This window comes from Bradyrhizobium sp. Kon58 (genome assembly GCF_055807455.1).
The window spans coordinates 1-253 of record NZ_JBVVOT010000542.1; the positions used below are offsets into that span (position 1 = coordinate 1).

A 253-nucleotide genomic window follows, 5' to 3' on the forward strand; every position below is an offset into this window, starting at 1 on the left:
TGACCGTGCGTTGATCGCCTGGGCCCTGTACTTCTGCGTACTGGTGAACCTGTTCGCGTGCGGGTTGGGGCACGGACAGATGATGGGCCAACAGCTCAATGGCATCGGCGGCCAGTTCTGTTCAGTCGACGGCGGCCGGCCGGCAGTTTCCGACAAAGGGTTGGCTGACCCTGGAATGGCTGCGTGGGCGCAGCGAAAAGCTACGCACTGCCCAAATCTGAAGCCTGTTGAAGATCAACATGTGGGAGGGGGC

General features: G+C 61.3%; 1 protein-coding gene. It reads left to right on the forward strand.

Going from position 1 to position 253, the window contains the following annotated elements; genetic code table 11:
* The coding region (locus AC0L20_RS41425; RefSeq protein ID WP_473295899.1) for a DUF2946 family protein at positions 1 to 253 on the forward strand (253 nt) is incomplete at both ends.